This is a genomic window from Desulfovibrio sp. Fe33, from assembly GCF_028532725.1.
In the GTDB taxonomy this organism is placed as follows: Bacteria; Desulfobacterota; Desulfovibrionia; order Desulfovibrionales; family Desulfovibrionaceae; genus Pseudodesulfovibrio.
In genome coordinates this window covers 1-733 of record NZ_JAQKGU010000023.1, presented here as the reverse complement: position 1 = coordinate 733, position 733 = coordinate 1, and the positions used below count along the sequence as shown (strand labels likewise).

At 67.7% G+C, this 733-nt stretch carries 1 pseudogene; it reads left to right on the top strand.

Annotated features, from left to right (window positions below):
* Positions 1–733 (top strand): annotated as a pseudogene (locus PSN43_RS15925) (SIS domain-containing protein); the annotation flags it as partial.

The following is a 733-nucleotide window of genomic DNA, read 5'->3' as shown; positions in this document are numbered from 1 at the left end:
ACCTTCTCGACGCCGCCAAGCCTCTGGGCGAGCTGGCGGAGCGGTTCTACGAGCTCATGTCCTTTGGGCTGCATATGCGGCTCGTGGGCGATCCCGAAACGCTGCGGGCGCTTTCGTCCGTCCGGGACACCATCCGGAACCTGCGCAACGCGGCCGCCGTGAAGCTGGAGCAGGGACCGCGCACGGACGAGCTGGAAGGGCTGCACGAAACCCTGGACGACTATCTCTGGCAGATCGAGCAGGAGGTGTTGGTCAACGTGGACCGCACCCTGTCGCTCATGCCCGGGGACTTGGCCGAAACCCCGGACGCCCGCGACCGGCATTTCCTGGCCTGGGGGGCCGAGCAGGTTCTCCAGTCCATCGACAAGCTCGAAGTGCGCGGCCGCGACTCTGCGGGCGTGGCCCTGGCCTTCATCCTGCCCGAGGGCGCGGACCCGGAGCTGTCCCTGACCGTCGAACAGAAACTGGAACTGGCGGACCGCTGCTCCATCGGCAACGCCGACACCCGCCAGGTGCTGGTGCGCAAGCTCGCCGACGGCCGGACCGCCTGCCGCTTCCTCTACAAGGTGGCCCAGCTCGTGGGCCAGCTCGGGGACAACGGCGCGGCCCTGCGCGAATTCATCCGCAGCGACGACCTGCTCTGGACCATGTCCGCAGGATTGCAGACCCTGAACATCATCGCCCACACCCGCTGGGCGTCCAACGGCATCATTTCCGTGCCCAACTGCCACCC